This is a genomic window from Aquimarina penaris (assembly GCF_040786285.1).
Taxonomy (GTDB): Bacteria; Bacteroidota; Bacteroidia; order Flavobacteriales; family Flavobacteriaceae; genus Aquimarina.
In genome coordinates this window covers 601,382-615,759 of sequence record NZ_JBFMKQ010000002.1, presented here as the reverse complement: position 1 = coordinate 615,759, position 14,378 = coordinate 601,382, and the positions used below count along the sequence as shown (strand labels likewise).

Here is a 14,378-nt window from a genome sequence, read left to right as displayed (position 1 = left end):
TCTATGCGAGTTGATAAATATTTATGGTGTATACGTTACTTCAAAACACGAAGTATAGCAACAAAATCATGTAAAGAAGGTAAAGTTCGTGTAAATGGCGACCTCATAAAACCTTCTCGAGAAATTTATCCAATGGATAAAATTACAGTACGTAAAAATCAAATTAACTATGAACTTGTTGTACTAGATACACCTGATAATAGAATTGGAGCAAAACTTGTTGATATATATCGTAAAGACACTACTCCAAAAGAATCGTTGCAAAAATTGGGTCTTTTAAAATATTCAAAGGATTATTATCGCAAAAAGGGTACAGGAAGACCCACCAAAAAAGATCGTAGAGATATTGATAATTGGTATGACGAAAAGCCAAAAGAAGAACATGACGATAGCGAAGAATGAAATTACTCGAGTTATCCCTTATAATTAAACAAACCTAATTATAAGTAACAAACTCTTTTATATATTTGAAATATCCTAAAATCGCTTAAAAAGCAATTACAATATGCAAACCGATATCAATATTATCCTCACACACGAACAAATACAACATAAAATAAAGCGTATAGCCTACCAGATATACGAAACCAATGTTGATGAAAAAGAAATTGTAATAGCGGGAATAGCAGAAAATGGATATATTCTTGCTCAACGTTTAAAAAATATTCTAGAAAAAATTTCTGGTATTGAGGTTACATTATGTAAGGTTACCATGAACAAAAAATCACCTCAGGATACCGTTAAAACCTCAATAGATGCATCAGAATACAAAAACAAATCCTTAGTCCTTACTGATGATGTACTAAATTCTGGAACAGCACTAATTTATGGGGTAAACCATTTTTTAAATGTCCCCTTGACTAGATTTAAAACCGTTGTCTTAGTAAACAGAAATCATAAAAAGTATCCTATTAAAGCTGATTTTAAGGGGATTTCATTATCTACCTCTTTGCACGAGCACGTTGAAGTAAAATTCGGAGATGAAGATCTCGCAATTTTAAAATAGTAAAGAAATAACTTCTTTAGTTATTTGATCTGCATTCTTTAGATCTGTGGCTATTTTATAATCTGCTTGATTATAATAAAATGACCTCTCAAATACATGTTTTCGAATAAAATCTTTAAGTTCATCTTCAGTACTAAGATGTGTTATTAATGGTCGCTTAGCTCGTTCTTTAAACAATCTTTTTGTCAACTCATCTAGTGATGTACGTAAATAAATACTTTTGGTATTTTCTTTCTCTTGTATAATTTCTAGGTTACCAGCAAAACATGGGGTACCTCCTCCTAATGAAATTACAGCATCATTATAAGTGTTCAATACCTCGTTTAAATACTTAGATTCTTTTTTTCTAAAATATATTTCTCCTTTATCTTTAAAAATATTTTCGATTGATTTTTTTTCTTGGTTTTCTATATAATCATCTAAATCAAGGTAGTCTAATTTTATTTTTTTTGCCAAGTCTCTGCCTATCAAGGATTTTCCGCTCCCCATATACCCCATTAAAACTATATTCATGCTGCTAAAATTAAGTAGATATTACTCAAAAGAAATACCATTTTAAATAAAACGCAAATTTATATCAATTTCTTCTTGAAAAATAAATTAATGATAGTATATTTGCACCCGCATTGAAGGAAAAAAATGCATGACCTGGTAGCTCAGTTGGTAGAGCATCTCCCTTTTAAGGAGAGGGTCCTGGGTTCGAGCCCCAGCCCGGTCACAATTAATGGAATAATGATTTAATAAATGATTAATATTCTATTAGAAGTTGTGAAGTGATTATGGCGAGAAGTTTGTCCTGAGCCCAGTCGAAGGAAGCCCCAGCCCGGTCACTAAAGCAAATAATATAAAGTTATTTGTAGGTTCTTTTAAAATATATTTTGATAATACAATTATCAATGACCTGGTAGCTCAGTTGGTAGAGCATCTCCCTTTTAAGGAGAGGGTCCTGGGTTCGAGCCCCAGCCCGGTCACTAAAAAGTATCGTAATCTCTACGGTACTTTTTTAGTTTTATACTATATTGTAGTATTGTTTATACTGCCCAGGTGCTGGAACTGGTAGACAGGCATGGTTGAGGGCCATGTGTCCATTAGGGCGTGCGGGTTCGACTCCCGCTCTGGGCACTTCTTTTCTTCGGGTTACATTGTACTTATATTATGCGTAGCGAGATCTATACCAACATCATAATAGCGTAGTTAGTTTTAGAATAAAACTACTATGAATTATTTAATGATTATTGTGCACAACTTTTTATAGACTCATAAAAAACATGATATTCTGCTGCCGGAATAACTTTACCTTTTTTGCTAAGCACGATTGGCTTACTATCATCATAATTTCTTATAGACAACAAGTTCTCGGCATATCCTTTATAAACAATTTCGAAATGACTTTGATCTTTAATTCTTAGCTCATCGACCTTAAATTGAAAAGTACCTTCGGTATCTGTATATGCACTCATACAATCTCCTTCATCCAGATATAACTTTATCGCTGCATATGCGATTTTTTTCTTTTTCTCCCCAACTATAGTACCTTGGATAGTTCTTAACTCATGCGACACTGTAAAATTCTCTTCTGCCTCGTTTCCATTTTTAGTGTTTTCTCCAAACTTACAGGAAACTAACACTACCAGAGTTATACAAAAAATAATTACTTTTTTCATTTCCTTCTTTTAACAATTACAAATAATTTATAGCTATCAAAGTATTCCAATAACTTTTTAACATATAGAGTTCATTGTTAAATATACAAAAAATACAACTTTTCATTAAAAAGAAGCTTTCCTTTTAATGACAAAGCCGAAACGAAAGAAGTTTTATTTCAAAAAAAAGATTTTTAATACTACATCCCTATCCTCTTCATGAAATCATTTTTATAACTATCCCCTATTGGGATTCTAACACCATCAATAATAATCTTGCTACGCTGAATAGAATTAATACTACGGATATTTACAATATACGACCTATGAACTCTTAAAAATTGATCTTCAGGTAATTTAGACTGAATATCTTTAAAAGTCATTAAGGTGAGAATGGGTTTCTCTTCTGCTATATAGATTTTAAGATAATCCTTTAGACCTTGTACGTATTTAATATCTTCTAATTTAATCTTTATGGTATCATAATCAGATTTAATAAAAACAAATTCATCGGCCCCAGAAACAATTGTAAGATCAGGAAGAGACTCTTGTGAAGAAGGTTTGTTTACTTTTTTAAGTTCATAAATCTCTTTAGCGCGATTTACAGCTTTTACGAACCTTGGAAAAGGAATCGGTTTTACTAAATAATCTACTGCATTAATTTCAAATCCTTCTAAGGCATATTGAGAATAAGCGGTAGTAAAGATAAAAAGGGGTTTATGATCTAATGTTTTAATAAAATCAATACCATTGATCTGTGGCATTTCTATATCAGAAAACACTAAATCGACATTAGCATCACTTAAAAATGGTATTGCTTCTAAGGGATTAATAAAGGTTCCTACAATTTCTAAAGTACCTATATCCTCGCAATATGACTTTATTATGCCAAGTGCCAATGGTTCATCATCAATAATTATACACCTCATATTACGTAAGCGTTAAGGTTAAGTTTACCACATATCGATTATTTTCTTCTTGTATCTCTAGTGTATGTAAATCGGGATACAAGAGCTTTAATCGATTTTTGATGTTGGTCAAACCTACACCAGAATTGTCTATATTCTTTCTATATACTCCGATAACATTACTAACACAAAAAACAAGAGTGTCTTTGACTACTTGAATCTTTATATCAATATCGGTTACTCCTTTAAAATCTGTTCCATATTTAAATGCATTCTCTATAAAAGAAATAAGTAGTAGTGGGTATATTTTTTTCTTTTCGTAGTCACCTTTTATCGACAATTTAACATCTTCACTATTAGATAACCTAAGCCTCTGCAGTGAAACATAGTTTTTAATATATTCTGTTTCTTTGATTAAAGGTACGATTTCCTGATTTGCCTCATACAACATATAACGCATCAATTCTGATAGCGTTAACACTGCTTCAGATGCATCATTTGACTTAGTTCGAACCAAAGAATACACACTATTTAACGAATTGAAAAGGAAATGAGGATTCAATTGTGCTTTTAAGAACTGAAGTTCAGTCTTTGTGCGTTGCGCATCGGTAGCCTTTGATAACTTCTCTCTTTTATAAAAATCTACCATTAGACGAAAGAATCCCCCTAAAAGAAAAAATGCTAACGAAAAAATCCCTCTTATCAGATTTCTAAGGTTTTTAACCGGCGGAAACCCCTCTTCCAACTCAGCTATATAATTCATTTTATCCGAAAGGTATATTATCGGAAAATTATTAGCGATAAAATTAAACAACAATAAAACCGCAATGGATGTAACAACATATGTTATGATTCTCTTTTTTAGCAATAATTGTGGGGCTAAAAAAGAATAGTTGGCATAAAACATTAATGGGTTAAACAGAATTTGTAACAGAAAAACCGGATGAATACTACCAATTTGAACAAGTGTGACTCCTATCGGAAAAGACATCAAACAAACCCAAGAGATAATATGAATCCATATTTCTTTAATACGAAATGTTCTTTTCAAATCCTTCTTCTTTTATGGATATACAATATAACTATTTTTTAAAATCAATGTTACAACTATCCAGGTCTGCCAGAGATATGTACGGTAAGATTTTACGCTCTAATTTATTCACTACTAACAGGGCTATTTTTTTTGCATCTGTATTTGATACAAAAAACTGTTTTCCTGATGTACCGGGTATATTTTCTTGTTTAATCAATATACTATTGCCTTTATAAATTTCATAATACCACCCTTGATGATCAGAAAGCTCTTTTACCTTTACCCAATAATACTTAGAATAATAATTAGATTTCTTTTCTCTTTTTAAGAAATAGCTTCCGATTATAGAACCAAATGCTATAGTTCCAAAAACCAACATATAGCCTAACGTTATTTTCATATTCTTCATTTTATTTTATTGATTTAGGTTTAAGAGCTCACTGATATGAACAAAAAACAATCAATCATCATCGTTTTCTTCTTCGAAAGGAAAGAATTCCCAGTTATCATCTAAATACAAGTTTCCACTTCTTCCAAGGGCAACGAATGCTCTTGTTCCGTTATAGAAAGTAATAGCGTCTTGTCTTGTAACACCCTCAAAAGAAGTTTTTTCATCCCAGTTATCATTCGTTGGATCATATTCCCAAACCGTTGCGGTGATTCCATTACCTGTTTCACCAGAGACCAGATACCCCTTATTACCAATACTAAATCCAATGGCATTACTTCTTGTTAGATCATAATCATCGGTATCCAAATCTGTAAGAGGACTCCAAACTTCTGTAGTGGTGTTAAAAACCCAAAAATCGTCTTGGTTTAAACCATTCGAACTACCAGTCCCCATATACACATTATCACCAATTGCAAATACAGTAGCTTCTCTTCTTTTATTTCCTCCAAATCCTATTAATTCTACCCAAGTATCGGTTGGCGGTGAATACTTCCAGAAATCCTTCCTATCATTATCGCCATCAAAACCAGTACCTACATATCCATCAGTCTCAGAATTAAAAGCCACAGCGCCACGTCTTGGGGTTCCAGCAAAACGAGCAATTGAATCCCAACTATTAGTAGATATATTATATTTATAAAAATCTCCCAATTCATTATCACCATCAAAACCTAAGCCCACATAACCATTGCTATCGGCTGCAAAAGCAACAGCAGCACTTCTGGCATTTCCCGAAAAATTTGCTAATTGACTCCAAAAGTTACCTTCTAAATCATATGCCCAAAAATCGGCCAGGTAATCATCCCCATCAAAACCGGTGCCCATATACCCTTTATTGCCGATGGTAAAAGATATTGCGCTGCTTCTTGGGGTTCCATCGAAAACTGAACTCTCTACCCAATTACCCAATTTGTCATCATCGTCATCATCTCCAGAACACCCAACGATTAAAAGAATAACCAGGGTTGATAAAATGAGCTTATATTCTATTGTTAAAGACTGTTTTAATTTATTTCTTATTTTCATTATTTATTTGTTTAAATTATACTTTAATCCCATGGATATGAATGGCGAACTACTGGCTCCAAAATCATATATTTCATTATTTCCATTGTCTAATATTTTTAGTTGATTCCAGAGGGAATACCCCATTTTAATAACAGTTGTCCAATTGGGCTGAATCCTGTACTTGTATTTTAGAGCCATATCTAAAGAATTGTATTGTAGTTTGGTATTTTGCAAAGAACCTAGCTCAGGAAAATCTACTCCAGAAGAAACATTGCCAAAAAAACCATTAATATTAGCCTCGGCAGATACTTTATGCCTATCATCACGATGGTAACTTATCATAGCCCTCGGAACCCCTAAAATGTAACTCCATCGTGCATTTATTTTTTTTCTGAATAGAATTACTGGTATAACCTGAGGTTTACCAAAGTAAGGGCCATACCCAACACCAAAAGCTAGTGAAGCTTGTTTGTTTTTATCCCCCCAACTTTTTGACAAGGTTGCCATGGAACTTAGAATAAGATCTTCTTCGCTTAGACTTTCACTCAAACTAGATGATATGGTAGGAGAAAACATCAAATTTGCAGACCAGGATGCAGTTATAGCATACTTATAGTGTATCCTTAATCTTATATCATGTATATTTTCATAGGCCGAAGCATCCAATCCAATAGAGGCAGTATTAAACATAAAATCGTATGCATTGTATGATACACCAAAACCTATTGTTTGGCTTTCGTTTAACCGCTTATCAAAATTAAAATTCACAGTATATTTTTCGACACTGGTTTCTCCAACGTTAGGCATTAAGCCATATTCAAACCCTACAATTTCCTTACTCGGGTTTTGGCTCCATAATACGTTGGCTGCTCCTATTACCAGAACAATATGTCTAAAGTGATACTGCATGTAAAATTTTTCACCAAAAGTATTGTAGGAGTATAACCGAAGAAAAAAAAATATACAGAGATCAAAACTATATGGACAAATCCTTTTTTTTTATCTACCAACCAAAAAAAGCACCCTTAGTCGAAGAAAAACAAGGGTTAGTCTATACATTTTGTTCGTAAGTATAATATAGTTTCAGAAGGATGACATGTCTATTTCTTTTGTTTTAGAAATTAGTCAATATGAGATTTTTATTATTTATACTCTGTGTTTCAACAATGTTCATTTCTTGTTCTGAACAGGAAGACATACCTACTCTCGAAGTAGGACAAGATTTCACTAACTCGAATGTTAGAATATTATCTATAGACACTTTTGCTGTAGAATTATCCACCTACAAATTTGATAGTATTGTTACTTCTTCAACAAATCGAATTTTGATAGGTCAATATAAAGATGAAATATTTGATACTATCAAGGCGAGTAGTTTTATGGAACTTACAGCATTAGATTATTCCATTTCAGACGAGGCCGAATTAGACAGCATTGCATTGATTCTTAACTACGATGGTTATTTTTACAGCGACACACTTAAAGTATCTTCTATAAATGTTCATCTATTAAAAGATGAAGTACGACCCGATGATGATGTATTTTATAATACCAGTACGATACCCTATGAAGAAAACTTTATTGCAACCAAAAACTTCTCCCCTAAACCTAAAAAAGAAGACTCTATACACATTACTATACCCAACTCTATAGGGTTACCCCTATTCGAAAAAATGCAGTCGGGAGAAATAAATGACACCGATGAATTGCGAAATGAATTTAAAGGTCTGGCATTACTTCCTGGTAAAACAGATGACTCTTCAATTATTGGGTTTACGGTTGATAACGCTAAAACATATTTCAGGTTTTTTTATAGAACACCAGGAGAATTTGAAGACGACGAGCAAACATTTGACTTGGTCATAAGCTCTTTAGAATCATTTCCTACATACTTCAATAATATTCAAAGCAATACTAAAGGGACTCTATTTGAAAGTCTTACCGATCAAGAAATCAACTTGTCTTCTCAAGATCAAGAAGCCAATAACAGAAGTTATATACAGGCAGGGTCTGGTTTAATAACAAGGATTCAATTTCCAACAATTAAAAATATCTTTGAAATTCCTGGTACCGGGACTATTTTGGATGCCACACTAAGAATCAAACCTCCTCCACAAGAGTTTAATGATCTTCTTCCTATAAGAGACTCTCTTCTTGTAAATAAGATCGATCAAAATAACATCCTCGGAAATCAATTGTTTAATGGTCTTGGCGATGTATTTGCAATTATTAACCAAAGTGATAAAGAATTCAATGAAATTGTATATGAAATCCCTATAGGCGTGTATCTAGAAGAAGAACTATCTGAAGCCCCCGAAATTGATGATGCCATTGTAATTTTTCCAAAAAACTACAACAACACCGTAGATCGAATCATATTAGAAGGAGAAAACAGTAAGGATTTTGAAGCACAGTTAATTATTACTTATGCGATATATGATGAAAATGAATAGATACCTAAAAACGTTATTAGTCTTTGTATGTACAACTACTTTATATTCTCAAACCAATAACCTCACTGGATCTCCTTATTCTTTATTCGGACTTGGAGTTCAATCAAACTCTAATATTGGAAAAAACAGTGCATTGGGTAACGGCGGAATTGCCCTCGAAAGCAAAAACCAAATTAATAACTACAATCCAGCTTCTTTTTCTGCAATTCCTGAGAAAGCTTTTCTACTAGATATTGGTTTTTTAGGAGAGTTAAATAAAATCACAAATAACAATAAAGATGAACTCCGACTAGCCACTAATTTTTCAAATTTGGCCTTTGCATTTAGCTTAAATGATAGATCTGGTCTAGGGTTATCTATAGTTCCTTTTACAGACGTTGGTTATGCCTTAATTGGTATTGAAAGCAACGTTGAAGGATCGCAAGGTGAATTTATTAGTAATATTTTTGGATCAGGAGGGTTAAGTGACTTAAGACTAAATTATGGCTACCAACTTTATGATAACTTTAGCTTAGGCCTTAGAACTTCATTTCTATTTGGGTCTATTAAAGAAACTGAAAATATTCTGATTGGAGATGCTTTTTTAAATATTGAAGAAGAAAATTATTACAACGGTTTTCGGTTTGGTATTGGATTTCAATATCAAATCAACTCTAAATACTCTTTAGGATTCACTACAGATCTACCTACATCCTTACGTGGTTCTCAAGATCGATTTGTAACCAAAAGCTTGGATTTCATTACCACCGAAACTGAAGATGAAGAGGGAGTTAACATACCTGATTTTAAACTACCGCTAGACATTGGTTTTGGACTAGCTTTAAAACCTTTTAATGGCATCACATTAAATATCGACTATAGAAGAAGTCTCTGGGGACAAACAGACCAAAGAGATGATATAGGAGAATTCGTAGACCAATCTGTTATAAGTCTTGGTGCACAATATCGCGCAAGAGAGAAAGGATTAAAGTATTGGCAAAATATAGAGTTTAGAGCTGGGTTTAATTATGATTCTGGATACTTAAAAGTGAACAATGAAGTAATTGATAATTATAGTATTACAACAGGAGTTGGCTTCCCAATAAACCGAAGAGGTACTTCGATGCTTAATATATCGTACACTACGGGGCAAAGAGGAGCAGTCGAAGGTATTCTCATACAAGAAAACTTCAACCTAATAAATATTAACCTAAGCCTAAAAGATATTTGGTTTAAGAAAATAAAGTTTAATTAAAATAATTATGTCTTAGTACTGAATTTTATTCATTAGAACTCCACCAATACATACGGTAGATAATTACCAACGACTAGCACATTAAGTATACAAAATTGTAATACTATTACTTTTCGAATTCTATTCATGATCCTTTACCTTAAAACAAACTTTACATCCATTTATATTAAATAAATCTTATTATTTTAACAAAAAGTGCTATTATTTTAACAAAAAATGAAAAAGTAAATAAATTCTTTTACCTAGTTTTGTTTAACAATTTTATAATAATAGTGAACAATATTCAACAAACTTTCAGTATTAAAGATCTTGAAAATCTATGTGGCGTTAAGGCTCACACCATACGAATATGGGAAAAAAGATACAATTTACTTTCTCCTAATCGCACAGAGACGAATATCAGGACGTATAATTTAAAAAGCCTTCAAAAGTTATTGAATGTTACCTATCTCGTTAATAGTGGTTATAAAATATCAAGAATATCTAAACTTGATGAAGAAGAAATAAATGAATATGTAAGAAGTATTGTATCTGATAATAGTACCAAAAATCAAGCAATAAATTCTTTTAAAATTTCTATGCTTAATTATGATTTAGAGCTTTTCCTTGGTACTTATGAGCAATTAGAAAAGAAGAGAAATTTTAGACAGATATTTATTGATGTTTTTATTCCTCTCCTTAAAGAAATCGGATTATTATGGCAAACAGACACCATTAGTCCTTCTCATGAACATTTTATTTCTAATCTTATTAAGCAGAAATTACTTCTTAACATAGAAAAACTGCAGTATTCTAATCCTACAAAAAAAGACAAAGCATTTATTCTTTATTTACCCGAAAATGAAATACATGAATTAGGGTTGCTTTATATAAATTACGAGATATTACTACATGGATACAAAGCGATTTATTTAGGCGCTAGCATACCACTGGATAGTCTACCCAACATGCTTGCATTTCATAAAAACACGGTATTTGTATCTTATTTTACGATAAGACCAGAAAAAGATAACATCTCTAAGTATGTTGAAGATTTTAATAGAATAGTCTGTAATGATCGTGTAAGTGAATTTTGGATGTTAGGTAAACAAATTACTAATGTTACCGAAAGTAGCGCACCAAATCATCGCTATTTTAATTCTATAAGCTCTTTATTATCCGAGCTTCAATAATAAATTACAATCTATATAGACATGTCTAAAAAGATAGCAATAATTGGTTCTGGATTTTCGTCTTTATCTGCTTCTTGTTATTTAGCACAATTAGGACATGATGTAACGATTTTTGAGAAAAACTCAACTATTGGCGGAAGAGCAAGACAATTAAAAAAAGAAGGGTTTACATTTGATATTGGCCCTTCTTGGTATTGGATGCCGGATGTGTTTGAAAGTTTTTTTAATGATTTTAATACATCTGTTTCCGATTATTACACTCTAGAGAAACTAAATCCAGCATATAAAGTCTTTTTTAAAGACAATGAAAGTATCCTCATTGAAGACACCTTGGAAAAAATATACCAAGCATTTGAAAATGAAGAGAAAGGGAGTTCTGATAAGCTAAAAAAATTCATAACAACTGCCCAGAATAATTACGACATAGCGATAAAAAGTCTAGTCTACAGACCGGGAGTGTCTCCTTTAGAATTAGTAACAAAAGAGACTTTACAGCGTATAGGCCAGTTTTTTAGTACTATTTCGAAAGAAGTTAGAAAAGAATTTAGAAATGAAAAGCTCATACAAATACTTGAGTTTCCAGTACTATTTTTAGGAGCAAAACCAAGTGACACACCTGCTTTTTATAGTTTTATGAACTACGCAGATTTTGGATTGGGAACCTGGCACCCAAAAGACGGAATGTATCAAGTAATACTTGGTATGGAAAAATTAGCTAAGTCACTTGGTGTAAAAATTCAAACTAACGCGACCGTAGAAAAAATAGTCGTTAAAAACCAGAAAGCTACAGGCATTAAAGTAAACTCAGAGGAGATTGATGCCGATATTGTATTGTGCGGAGCAGATTACCATCATGGAGAAACATTATTAGATCCAAAACATCGTCAATACTCCGAAAAATATTGGGCCAGTAGGACTTTTGCTCCATCATCTCTACTTTTTTATGTAGGATTTAATAAAAAATTAAAAAACGTAAATCACCACAATCTATTTTTTGATACGGATTTTGATGTTCATGCAAGAGATATTTATGATGATCCCAAGTGGCCAGAAAAACCACTTTTTTATGCAAATTTCACTTCATTAACAGATCCTGGTACGGCTCCAGAAGGAAATGAGAATGGTTTTTTCCTAATTCCTTTAGCTCCAGGCATAGAAGATAACAACGAACTAAGAGAGGTCTATTTTGATAAAATTATTACGCGTTTCGAAAACCTTACCCATCAAAATGTTAAAAATAATATTATCTTTAAAGAAAGCTTCTGCGTGAAAGATTTCGTAGAAGAATATAATTCGTATAAAGGAAATGCATATGGAATGGCTAATACCTTGCTACAAACTGCATTTTTAAGACCTAAGCTGAAAAGTAAAAAAGTGACGAATTTATTCTTTACAGGGCAACTTACAGTTCCTGGTCCGGGAGTGCCTCCTTCTTTAATTTCTGGAAAACTAGTAGCAGGACTAATTGAAGCTCAATATACTGAAACAAAAGAATTGAAACTCTTAACCACATAAACCAAACACAATAAATCTTAAACCTCATCCCTCTATGAAAGCAATTTTTGATACAGTATCCCACAGTTGTAGTAAAGTTGTTACTAACTCGTACAGTACATCTTTTTCATTAGCATCAAAAATGTTGTCTCATTCGATAAGACAAGACATATATAACATCTATGGGTTTGTACGTTTTGCAGATGAAATTGTAGACACTTTTCATGATTATAATAAAGAGGTGCTTTTTAACGACTTCGAAGTTGAAATGTATAAAGCGATTAAAGATAAAATAAGCCTAAACCCCATTCTCAATTCTTTTCAAGAAACGGTTCATCAATACAATATTCAACCCGATTTATACGAAGCCTTCATGAAAAGCATGCGTTTAGACTTGCATAAAACAAAATATTTAACAGATCAAGAGTACAAAGAATATATATACGGATCTGCAGATGTAGTAGGTCTAATGTGCTTAAAGGTATTTGTAAAAGGAGATGAAGAAAAATATAATGAATTAAAACAAAGTGCCATGCGTCTGGGCTCTGCTTTTCAAAAGGTTAACTTTTTAAGAGATCTTAAGGCTGATTATGAAGACTTAGACAGAACCTATTTTCCAAATACAGATCTAAAACAATTAGATGAACCATCAAAATTGAGAATTATTAATGAAATTGAAGAAGATTTTGAAAAAGGTCTTCAAGGTATTCTTAAACTTCCTGTAGAAGCAAAATTTGGTGTATATACAGCATTTATATATTATAAAAAACTACTAAAAAAACTCAAAAAAACACCTTCTTTAGAAATAAAGAATACACGTATACGAGTTCCGAATTACCAAAAATTTGGTTTGTTAGCTAAATCTTATTTTGACTATAGATTAAATCTAATTTAACCGTATTTTTGTACAAAACTATACTTGTGAAAATTATAATACAGATATTAGTCTTTCTTTCTGCTTTTGCTATTATGGAATTTATGGCGTGGTTTACTCATAAATATGTAATGCATGGGTTTCTATGGTCCTTACACAAAGATCATCACCATAAAGATCATGACAGTTGGTGGGAACGCAATGATTTTTTCTTTATATTTTATGCCATAGTAAGTATGTCTTGTATATTTTTTCATGATTCTGAGACCTTTTGGATCGGTAGAGCAATAGGATTAGGGATTTTAGCCTATGGTATAGCTTACTTTGTAGTACACGATATTTTTATTCATCAACGCTTTAAGTTGTTTAGAAATGCAAATAACTGGTATGCAAAAGGCGTGAGAAGAGCACATAAGATACATCACAAAAATATTGGCAAACAAAAAGGAGAATGCTTTGGAATGTTAGTAGTACCTTTTAAATATTTTAAAAAGTAAATTTATAACCTATTCTGCCAATAATTTTTCTATAGTTTCTCTCACTTTAGAAGTATTCCAATCTGCAGCACCTACCTTATGAATTACTATATTTCCTTTCTTATCCAGTATATAAGTACCAGGAATAGGCTTATGAGTGAAAGGTTTTGGATGTGGCGATAATGATCGATAAATAGGGTAATAATATTTTTTATCCTTCATAAACTTATTTAGTTCTGGATCATCATCTTCGGTTAAAAACACAAAAACTACTTTATCTTTATAATCATTATATAACTTTTGTAATGAAGGCATTTCTGCAATACAAGGTGGGCACCATGTAGCCCAATAATTAAGTAAAACCACTTTATCTTTGGCAGTATCAAAATTCATTGATTCTGTATTTACTCCGTGTAGTTTCCAGTCATAGGATTCTACTTGCACTCTTTCTTCTACAGCAACTAAATCAGGGCTAAAAGAAAAAATTCGTGTTAAAAATATTTGCATCATCCCTCTGGTATTAGGAATAAAAAACAATACCAATATGATGACAAAAATTAAGTTTGATATTTTTTTTCTATTAAATTTCATTTATAAAAAATTTGAATTCTGAAAAATCATAACAA

The 14,378-nt window shown here is 32.1% G+C and carries 16 protein-coding genes and 3 tRNA genes; 11 read left to right on the top strand and 8 right to left on the bottom strand.

All coding sequences use genetic code 11. The features are described from left to right. Positions 1-3 precede the first annotated feature (3 nt). On the top strand, positions 4-402 hold the full coding sequence (locus tag ABW637_RS12250) for an RNA-binding S4 domain-containing protein (protein WP_367584985.1): 399 nt from the start codon (positions 4-6) through the stop codon (positions 400-402). Between the two features lie 103 nt (positions 403-505). Beyond that, a complete protein-coding gene (locus ABW637_RS12245; protein WP_367584984.1) occupies positions 506-1,006 on the top strand; it encodes a phosphoribosyltransferase family protein in 501 nt (166 codons plus the stop codon). On the opposite strand, the gene ABW637_RS12240 is transcribed toward ABW637_RS12245, so the two are convergent. Next, positions 998-1,519 carry a shikimate kinase gene (locus ABW637_RS12240; RefSeq protein WP_367584983.1) on the bottom strand — a complete coding sequence of 174 codons (522 nt, stop codon included), beginning with the start codon at positions 1,517-1,519 and terminating at the stop codon, positions 998-1,000. The two genes, ABW637_RS12245 and ABW637_RS12240, sit on opposite strands and share 9 nt — an antisense overlap. Before the next feature lie 132 nt (positions 1,520-1,651). On the opposite strand from ABW637_RS12240, the gene ABW637_RS12235 reads away from it, so the two are divergent. The 3 genes from ABW637_RS12235 to ABW637_RS12225 all read left to right on the top strand — a co-directional run bounded on the left by ABW637_RS12235 (position 1,652) and on the right by ABW637_RS12225 (position 2,128). Continuing rightward, positions 1,652-1,724 (top strand) — tRNA-Lys (locus ABW637_RS12235). 180 nt (positions 1,725-1,904) lie between these two features. Beyond that, positions 1,905-1,977 (top strand) — tRNA-Lys (locus tag ABW637_RS12230). A 67-nt stretch (positions 1,978-2,044) separates the two neighbouring features. Continuing rightward, positions 2,045-2,128 (top strand) — tRNA-Leu (locus tag ABW637_RS12225). A gap of 110 nt (positions 2,129-2,238) precedes the next feature. Here ABW637_RS12225 and ABW637_RS12220 read toward each other — a convergent pair. The 6 genes from ABW637_RS12220 to ABW637_RS12195 all read right to left on the bottom strand — a co-directional run bounded on the left by ABW637_RS12220 (position 2,239) and on the right by ABW637_RS12195 (position 6,958). Next, positions 2,239-2,670 carry a hypothetical protein gene (locus tag ABW637_RS12220; protein WP_367584982.1) on the bottom strand — a complete coding sequence of 144 codons (432 nt, stop codon included), beginning with the start codon at positions 2,668-2,670 and terminating at the stop codon, positions 2,239-2,241. Positions 2,671-2,849: 179 nt separating this feature from the next. Continuing rightward, the gene (locus ABW637_RS12215; RefSeq protein WP_367584981.1) at positions 2,850-3,578 is read right to left on the bottom strand and encodes a LytR/AlgR family response regulator transcription factor; all 729 of its coding nucleotides are present in this window, start codon (positions 3,576-3,578) and stop codon (positions 2,850-2,852) included. A gap of 1 nt (position 3,579) precedes the next feature. After that, positions 3,580-4,608: a sensor histidine kinase gene (locus ABW637_RS12210; RefSeq protein WP_367584980.1), complete on the bottom strand. Its 1,029-nt coding sequence runs from the start codon at positions 4,606-4,608 to the stop codon at positions 3,580-3,582. A gap of 31 nt (positions 4,609-4,639) precedes the next feature. Then, complete coding sequence (locus tag ABW637_RS12205; protein WP_367584979.1) at positions 4,640-4,990, bottom strand: DUF4907 domain-containing protein; 351 nt, start codon at positions 4,988-4,990, stop codon at positions 4,640-4,642. A 60-nt stretch (positions 4,991-5,050) separates the two neighbouring features. Next, positions 5,051-6,067: a Kelch repeat-containing protein gene (locus tag ABW637_RS12200; protein ID WP_367584978.1), complete on the bottom strand. Its 1,017-nt coding sequence runs from the start codon at positions 6,065-6,067 to the stop codon at positions 5,051-5,053. 3 nt (positions 6,068-6,070) lie between these two features. Then, positions 6,071-6,958 carry a DUF6268 family outer membrane beta-barrel protein gene (locus ABW637_RS12195; RefSeq protein ID WP_367584977.1) on the bottom strand — a complete coding sequence of 296 codons (888 nt, stop codon included), beginning with the start codon at positions 6,956-6,958 and terminating at the stop codon, positions 6,071-6,073. 221 nt (positions 6,959-7,179) lie between these two features. On the opposite strand from ABW637_RS12195, the gene ABW637_RS12190 reads away from it, so the two are divergent. From ABW637_RS12190 to ABW637_RS12165, 6 genes are all read left to right on the top strand, one after another. Then, the gene (locus tag ABW637_RS12190; protein WP_367584976.1) at positions 7,180-8,502 is read left to right on the top strand and encodes a DUF4270 family protein; all 1,323 of its coding nucleotides are present in this window, start codon (positions 7,180-7,182) and stop codon (positions 8,500-8,502) included. After that, on the top strand, positions 8,495-9,736 hold the full coding sequence (gene bamG, locus ABW637_RS12185) for a BamG family beta-barrel-assembly machinery protein (protein ID WP_367584975.1): 1,242 nt from the start codon (positions 8,495-8,497) through the stop codon (positions 9,734-9,736). The genes ABW637_RS12190 and bamG overlap by 8 nt, the downstream gene beginning before the upstream one ends. Positions 9,737-10,008: 272 nt before the next feature. Beyond that, on the top strand, positions 10,009-10,908 hold the full coding sequence (locus tag ABW637_RS12180) for a MerR family transcriptional regulator (protein ID WP_367584974.1): 900 nt from the start codon (positions 10,009-10,011) through the stop codon (positions 10,906-10,908). Between the two features lie 21 nt (positions 10,909-10,929). After that, on the top strand, positions 10,930-12,423 hold the full coding sequence (gene crtID, locus ABW637_RS12175) for a bifunctional phytoene desaturase/3,4-desaturase (RefSeq protein ID WP_367584973.1): 1,494 nt from the start codon (positions 10,930-10,932) through the stop codon (positions 12,421-12,423). 34 nt (positions 12,424-12,457) lie between these two features. Then, positions 12,458-13,297 carry a phytoene/squalene synthase family protein gene (locus ABW637_RS12170; RefSeq protein ID WP_367584972.1) on the top strand — a complete coding sequence of 280 codons (840 nt, stop codon included), beginning with the start codon at positions 12,458-12,460 and terminating at the stop codon, positions 13,295-13,297. Between the two features lie 26 nt (positions 13,298-13,323). Next, complete coding sequence (locus ABW637_RS12165; RefSeq protein ID WP_367584970.1) at positions 13,324-13,773, top strand: sterol desaturase family protein; 450 nt, start codon at positions 13,324-13,326, stop codon at positions 13,771-13,773. 9 nt (positions 13,774-13,782) lie between these two features. Here ABW637_RS12165 and ABW637_RS12160 read toward each other — a convergent pair whose 3' ends face one another. Next, complete coding sequence (locus ABW637_RS12160) at positions 13,783-14,343, bottom strand: TlpA family protein disulfide reductase (protein WP_367584969.1); 561 nt, start codon at positions 14,341-14,343, stop codon at positions 13,783-13,785. Positions 14,344-14,378 lie beyond the last annotated feature (35 nt).

Coding starts and splice junctions, on each gene's coding strand:
- ABW637_RS12160 (WP_367584969.1), bottom strand. CDS start 14,343: ATGAAATTTAATAGAAAAAAAATATCAAACTTAATTTTTGTCATCATA.
- ABW637_RS12200 (WP_367584978.1), bottom strand. CDS start 6,067: ATGAAAATAAGAAATAAATTAAAACAGTCTTTAACAATAGAATATAAG.
- ABW637_RS12205 (WP_367584979.1), bottom strand. CDS start 4,990: ATGAAAATAACGTTAGGCTATATGTTGGTTTTTGGAACTATAGCATTT.
- ABW637_RS12195 (WP_367584977.1), bottom strand. CDS start 6,958: ATGCAGTATCACTTTAGACATATTGTTCTGGTAATAGGAGCAGCCAAC.
- ABW637_RS12215 (WP_367584981.1), bottom strand. CDS start 3,578: ATGAGGTGTATAATTATTGATGATGAACCATTGGCACTTGGCATAATA.
- ABW637_RS12240 (WP_367584983.1), bottom strand. CDS start 1,519: ATGAATATAGTTTTAATGGGGTATATGGGGAGCGGAAAATCCTTGATA.
- ABW637_RS12190 (WP_367584976.1), top strand. CDS start 7,180: ATGAGATTTTTATTATTTATACTCTGTGTTTCAACAATGTTCATTTCT.
- ABW637_RS12170 (WP_367584972.1), top strand. CDS start 12,458: ATGAAAGCAATTTTTGATACAGTATCCCACAGTTGTAGTAAAGTTGTT.
- bamG (WP_367584975.1), top strand. CDS start 8,495: ATGAATAGATACCTAAAAACGTTATTAGTCTTTGTATGTACAACTACT.
- crtID (WP_367584973.1), top strand. CDS start 10,930: ATGTCTAAAAAGATAGCAATAATTGGTTCTGGATTTTCGTCTTTATCT.
- ABW637_RS12250 (WP_367584985.1), top strand. CDS start 4: ATGCGAGTTGATAAATATTTATGGTGTATACGTTACTTCAAAACACGA.
- ABW637_RS12245 (WP_367584984.1), top strand. CDS start 506: ATGCAAACCGATATCAATATTATCCTCACACACGAACAAATACAACAT.
- ABW637_RS12220 (WP_367584982.1), bottom strand. CDS start 2,670: ATGAAAAAAGTAATTATTTTTTGTATAACTCTGGTAGTGTTAGTTTCC.